A 6,801-nucleotide genomic window follows, 5' to 3' on the forward strand; every position below is an offset into this window, starting at 1 on the left:
ACCTCCTCGTATAATATTATTTTGTAATGATTCAGCAATAAATTGCCAAATCGTATTACCTAATTTAAATTTCTTAAAAAACACAATTTAAATTATTGAATTTTTTCTTATAAATTTCATTACATCCCTGCCCTCTTCAATGGTATCAATATTCAACATTATAACGAGCCTGCCCTTTTTCATATGTTCAATCTCCTGGTATACGTCCCTTGCAGAACACCGGATCATCAGGGGTATGCCATTATTCATCTCAAACAGCTCTTCAAGGTGATCAACAGGGCGCAAACAGTTTGGATCAAGACTAATTTCCAGCATCTTCAGGTTTTTGAGCGATGCAATGTCCTTGTGTACATGATATCCTTTCGCATGATGGTGAATGTATGCCCCGCCAAAATGGTTGATTATCTTTTGAGTATATTTGTATCCGAACTCATTAAATATTTTACTGGAACACAAATCGGTAAAATCCTCCGATATATATGGTGCCTGGCCCGGAAGCCACACATTGGCTGTTACTACTCCCCCTTCCATCATGCCAGCAATTTTCCTTAGCTCTTCCTCCAACCAAATTATCGCATCGCTACTTTTATCCATAAGTTCATGTACCTTCTGCGGATTATCGTACAAATCATAAAATAGGTCATTTCCCCTTAATGCGTTCGCCATATCTCCCGGTCCGAAATTACATAGTGTAGATACCACGTAATCCCCTTCACAAGTGTTCACACAATACTGTATCATTTCTTTCAAGATACAGAACCATGGATTATATTCATCCATCTTAAGTTTTTCAATATCGCTCCATTCCCTAATAACGGGGTGTACCCAGCTTGTATCATATCCCATGATCACTTCGGCACCGGAAAAATAAGCGCTATGTACTCCTACCCCCATACCAGGGGAAATTGCCGGAATAAAATCATTATCCAGGTCTTTAGTATACTCCATGAAGCATCTAAGCCTGCGGATATTATAGTCCATAAACTCCTTTGCCTGCTTTTTAAAATCCCAGTTATTTAGCGGTCTTGACCCCAGGTCCCATTGTTCGTAGTCTATCTCGAACGTATAAGGACATATAATAACCAGGATTTGTCCAGGAGTATCATCCTTAAAAAACTGTTTATATTTTTCTACCCTGTCCATAATATAATTATTATAGCTCATGGCAGCTTATCACCTCTACATTCTCTACCTTACGAGTATGTAGCAATTCAAAATATATTAAAAAGCCATTCCTATCAAGAATACAAATGGTCTCTTAAAAATTGCATTTTTACTTCATTATGCAAACTTCCTCCACCCTCATGACCATTAAATGGGTATATTTTTATATATTTCTCGCTTTTAATTCTGTTGTAGGTGGCAAAGTAAAATTTTGCCGGACAAATATTATCTTTTAATCCTACTGATGCCAGGACCTTGCATTGAATACGATCTGCCATATTCATCGTATCGTAATAACTCAAGGTTTTAAAAACTTGCTCAACCTTGCCAGGATGGATTCTTAGATACTCGGTTACACTGGAAAAAGCTCCATTTGCCCCTTCAATACGCTTTTCAATATTACTGTTGCTTGGTACATCAGCCATCGCGATGTATGGCCTTTTATCAAGGGCGCAAACTGCCATTGTCAATCCTCCTCCCTGGCTACCACCTTCTACTACGATTCTATTTCGGTCTATTTCCTCTTGCGCACAGACAAAATCTATTGCCTTGACACAGTCCATGTACACTTGACGAAAATAGTATTCATTCTTATCCAGTATACCTTTGCAAACAACGCTTTGCGTTGAACCACCGGTATAAATAGCACAGTTACCGGTTTCACCGCTCTGTCCCCGGCAATCAACTGACAATACCGCAATTCCCATAATAATCCAATGCATAAAATCCGACGGCATTCCCTTGTTTCCATCGTATCCATGATAATGTATAAGGCATGGAATCTTACTTTCTTTCGTAAAAGTGGGTAAGATATACCAGCCATGGATCCTGGTCTCATCAAAACCATTATATGAAATAGAATATACTTTCACATAATTGCTTGGATAATCATACAACTTTTTTTCCGGTTTTAATGGAACAGCTTTTGCGATCTTAAGAGTAGAATCCCAAAATTCATCAAAATCCTCCCTTTTAGTAAGCGGGGGATAATATTCAAAAAGCTCTTTTTCTATGTTATCAATGTAACCCAATTTCTTCACCTCCAATTCACCAGCGACATAGTCCGATTTAATTTCAACAGTAATTCTTCTCGTTTTTCTCTAATCAACAGTGTTAAGTAAGCTGATTGTTTGCCTACTTCATCATCTTGACCTCAACCTCATGTATCTTTCCATCATTGTAAACCGGTAAAATATCACCGATTATTTCTTTACCGTCTACAATTATATTTACGTTTCCATGTTGTAAATGGTCAGGGTTATTTACAACTATATTATAAGTAGCATTCCTAAAAAATCTTATAACTTCATACTTATCCCATTCTGATGGAATGCAAGGTTTTATCCGTAAACCTTCATAATCTGCTTTTACTCCTAAAAGATCATTCATTAATAAATGTTGATACCATGCTATAGACCCTGTAATCCAGGTAAATTCCATCTGGAATTTATTGTTTCTATGGTCCGGCCCATAATAACAATTTGCATAAATGTAAGCAGGGCACTTTCGTTTAGGATCATTTTCTCCCCTGTAATAGCCAGGTGTAATTCGTTTAAATATATCATAAGCTTTATCTGCTTTATGCATTTTTAGAAGTCCCAGAATCATCCAGGCATTAACATGGGAATAAATCGTGCTATTTTCACATATTCCCGGTTCAAGGCAACTGATACGCCCTATATTTTCATCACGTTTCATAAACGTTGGCGAAAGAAGTTTATATCCCAAATCCGTACCCAGGAGATCATCGCATGCCCTGATAAGCTTTTTAGCCCTTTCACTATTAGCAACACCCGCAATTAGAGCCCATGCCTGTGATTCGATAAAAATTTTCCCTTGTTCATTAGTACTTGTTCCAATAGGATTACCATTATCATCAAAACACCGTATGTACCAATTACCATCCCATGCAGTTTTATTAATTGCATCTTTTATACATTTGCAACGCTCAAGATAATCTCTTTTTTTACTATCATTATTCAAATATTCGGCAAGATCGGCCATTTGATATAAAGCCTCGGCATATGCTTCGCTAAGCCATACACTTTCTCCCTTTCCACGTTTACCAACAGCAGTAAGGGAATCATTCCAGTCGCCAAACTTGATAAGGCATAATCCATGTGAACCTTTATGATTCTCAAGGAAATCCAAAGCCTGATCTATATGTGAAAGTACAGTTGCATCGCCTCTATCGTAATATGGTATAATTTCTTCTAGGAAGCCTGTATCCCCGGTTTCCTTTATATAAGATATAAGTGTGAACACAAGCCAGAGTGAGCTATCGGAATAGGCCTTTTTATCAATTGGATTCCAGCCGCGTAATGCTAATCCGCTATTATATTGATGCTTAAAAGCTTCTACAAGTATTTCTTTAGTTCTCTGTGGCTTAAATGAGGATACCCCCATCCCATGCTGAACAATATCACGGTAACCGTTCCAACCCCATCGGCACCAGGTGGCACCAAATAATGCTTGGTGTTTGCCCCAGTAGTTAAACATTCTATTAAAGTGTTCATCAGGAGTTTTTACCATGTTTTTTGTTGTTCTATTTTTTCTTTCCTCGATAATTTCACAAAAGTATTTTTCATAGTTACCAAAATACTTATTTCTAAAAAAGCCTATATTCTTCTCTTCATTTACAACACCTAGGATCAAGGATATTTCTTTGCTCTCTCCTCCATTTAATTGCAGGTTAAATTGTGCAGCCCCGATAGTGGCATCCGCCGAACCTGGAGTATTTGTACATTGTCCTCTTATAACTGCCTCCGGCTCTCCTAAAGTGTTGTACATACCCACAAAAGCATCTCGCGTGCCATCATATGCAACAATAGGTTCATCAGCAGTTAAAAATCCCGTAAGATAATCATGTGGCCTTAAATGTGGGTGCTTTTCCGCTACGACGGCATTAAACTGTTTGCTAAACCAAGAAGATCTAAAAATCATATCCCCATAACTGTCAAAACCCCATTTAAATCTAAACTGGAATTGGTTATAAATAAAAATCGAAAGATTTTTTCTTATTCCAGTGTTATTTATTATACTAAGAGTCCAGAGTTCTACCGGATCTTTGCCTTTTGGAACGAATATCCTGAATTCTGATATAATACCTTTTACCCTGGTTTTTATTATTGTATACCCCAGGCCGTGTTTGCATTCGTATTCTTCATATTTCTTTCTGACAGGTTCCCAGTTGACATTCCAAAAATCGCCCGTATCGTTATCACGGATATAAATTAACCTGCTCATGAGATTATCTCTTCCATAAAGGTCAAAATCGCAAATCCTGCCATTACCCGTAAGCAACTGGACAGCTTCATATTTATCTACCTGGTAATCACAATATCCTACGCCGGTTTGCTGGACATAGGAAAAGATAGAATCATTCCAAAGAAAGTTGTCAAAAGCCCGTGGAGTAGCAGGATTAGTTATGATAAATTCAGTGCCTTCCATATTAAAATTTCCATATAAGCTCATCATTCCATTTATCACCTTTGCATCAAAAGAATAAAATATGTAATAAAATAGTTGAATGTCATTTAAACATGTTTTATTTCTCATTGATTCCGGTCTCATTGATTCCGGAAATAATTATTTTGCGGGTTGCCTGGCACACTGCTGTCTTTTCTTTCAACACAATACGATACATAACTTCGCCCCAGTTGCGTTTTAATCGGCTTTCTTCCAGCGGTATTTTTTCGATATGCACAACAAGATGCTCATTATTATAATGAATTACCGCCCTTTTACCTTCCTCATATTCTAAATCTATCACTCCTAATGGTGATAAACCCGGTTTACATGGAGTCATAAGGTTAAACCGTATATCATCCGTAGGTTCATAAAGTTTATAATCATCTACTATTTCAACTGAAGCTTCATACCCCCGCTTCAAAGTGCATTTCCTGATCCACGATGCTATTCCTGCTTCCTTGGGATAAGCACCGGAAATATCCATCATTAACTCGGCACATGGATCGGAGATATGGTACTCCACATTCTTTGCGCAAAACTGTTTACCATTTTCCTGTAAAATTCCACGAATCGTAGGACAGTTATGATACTGGGACTGTAAATACCATAATTCATATCGCTGTGGGCTAAAAGTTTTTGCTGTATACTCTTCTGTTCCAAGATCGATTAAAAGCGGCTTTCCATCAATATATACAATAAAATTTCCGACATCATTATGACTATGTGATTCTGCATTATGTCCACCCTTCGCCGCTAAAAAGAAGCCTTCCTTACTCCCTTCTTTTTCTCGTGCTGTCATTACCTGTGTATACCAAAACCAGGCATCACGCACATAAGGAGCTTTTGATGCATTTTTCTTCATTTCCCGTTCTTTAAACAAACCAAGCAGATATTCATACATTCCGAACCAAGCAAAAATATTAGGTCCGCTTGGTGTAGAAATCGCTCCGAGTTGAATTAAATTTACATCTTTTATAGAAATCCCATAACTGTAAGCTGCGGCATTAAGCTTAACAATGGCATCTCCGTCTGCAAAATCAACGAAATAATCTCCGTCAATATGTACCTTGTAAATATACTTACCGATTTCCTGTACAATCTGTTCCGAATATATGTCTATAATCCCTGATGAAGCTTTAAAAAGCAACTCAAGGCATGTATGCAATCCTCCCCCTGCAGCTCCCCAGTACATTGGGCCTTCATCGCAACACCCATCCGGCGGATATTTGCTAAGATAAATGTCAAGACTTCTCATAACTTTGCGAATCCCTGCAATACATGTTTCCACATTCATTTTCAATAGCAATAAACACATTAGCACATTTTTATTGCACCAAGGATTCCAGTTATTTATACGGGGCGTTTCAACAAATCCCATCCACCAATAGTCATCACGTGTTAGATAAGGAACAATCAACCTATCATGTATTTCTTTTTCAATCCGCTTGCAAATGCGAGAGCTGACCTTATCCAGCTGCTCTTTTAACAAATAATAAGTCCACGCAAGTAACGCTCCCGTTTCAGAACAGCTCAAATCTACTTTATGGTCGGAAGATGACGGAATTACCTCGTTTTGCAGCATGGTATCAAAAGGTGTTATCCAGGATGTCTCTTCACAAATACAGAATATTCCATTAATTATCTGTCTCAAGAATCTTCCTTCACCTTCAAGGCATTCGGCAATCACAAAAACACCAAGTACGCTTCTACGTTCATAAAAAAGATTTAAATATGGCAGATTCTCTCCTGTCTGCTTAAAATGAAGATATTTGTCTACAGTAATTGTAGGCCATGTAAAATCCTTATATTTTTCAGCAACAGATATCCATTCTCGCTTCGCTTCCGGTGTGATGGCACTCCATGCCTCACGCTCCGAAGCTTTTGGGAAAGGATGAAAATTGTCTGGGGGAAGTATTATTTTCTTAAGTTCCAAATCTCCAAATTTATTCATTAACATAAGTGTATATCTCCTTCACAGGATTATTCGGGTTTGAAACTGGGTTTTTGCTTACAACACGCTGAATTATTTAATTATCAATTTATATTAATTATTATAACTATCAACTGTCTTTTTGTCAAGTTTTTTATATTTATTTTTATATGTTTTTTCTTTACTAATTAATGTTAATTTTATTGCTAAAATTCAATCAATAGTACAATCTACTA

At 37.3% G+C, this 6,801-nt stretch carries 4 protein-coding genes; all 4 read right to left on the reverse strand.

Going from position 1 to position 6,801, the window contains the following annotated elements; all coding sequences use genetic code 11:
* Window positions 1–87 precede the first annotated feature (87 nt).
* The 4 genes from HPY74_10250 to HPY74_10265 all read right to left on the reverse strand — a co-directional run bounded on the left by HPY74_10250 (window position 88) and on the right by HPY74_10265 (window position 6,592).
* Window positions 88–1,164, reverse strand: a complete 1,077-nt coding sequence (locus HPY74_10250; GenBank protein ID NSW91029.1) for a hypothetical protein — start codon at window positions 1,162–1,164, stop codon at window positions 88–90.
* A 74-nt stretch (window positions 1,165–1,238) separates the two neighbouring features.
* Window positions 1,239–2,195, reverse strand: coding sequence for an acetylxylan esterase (locus HPY74_10255; protein NSW91030.1), 957 nt, complete (start codon window positions 2,193–2,195; stop codon window positions 1,239–1,241).
* Between the two features lie 103 nt (window positions 2,196–2,298).
* Window positions 2,299–4,641: a hypothetical protein gene (locus HPY74_10260; GenBank protein ID NSW91031.1), complete on the reverse strand. Its 2,343-nt coding sequence runs from the start codon at window positions 4,639–4,641 to the stop codon at window positions 2,299–2,301.
* Between the two features lie 70 nt (window positions 4,642–4,711).
* A complete protein-coding gene (locus tag HPY74_10265; GenBank protein ID NSW91032.1) occupies window positions 4,712–6,592 on the reverse strand; it encodes a heparinase II/III family protein in 1,881 nt (626 codons plus the stop codon).
* Between the last annotated feature and the right edge of the window lie 209 nt (window positions 6,593–6,801).

This window comes from Bacillota bacterium, assembly GCA_013314855.1.
Lineage (GTDB): Bacteria > Bacillota > Clostridia > Acetivibrionales > DUMC01 > Ch48.

Bases quoted from the DNA above. Each gene is read 5' to 3' on its own strand.
- HPY74_10250 (NSW91029.1), bottom strand. From the start codon at position 1,164: ATGAGCTATAATAATTATATTATGGACAGGGTAGAAAAATATAAACAG.
- HPY74_10260 (NSW91031.1), bottom strand. From the start codon at position 4,641: ATGATGAGCTTATATGGAAATTTTAATATGGAAGGCACTGAATTTATC.
- HPY74_10265 (NSW91032.1), bottom strand. From the start codon at position 6,592: ATGTTAATGAATAAATTTGGAGATTTGGAACTTAAGAAAATAATACTT.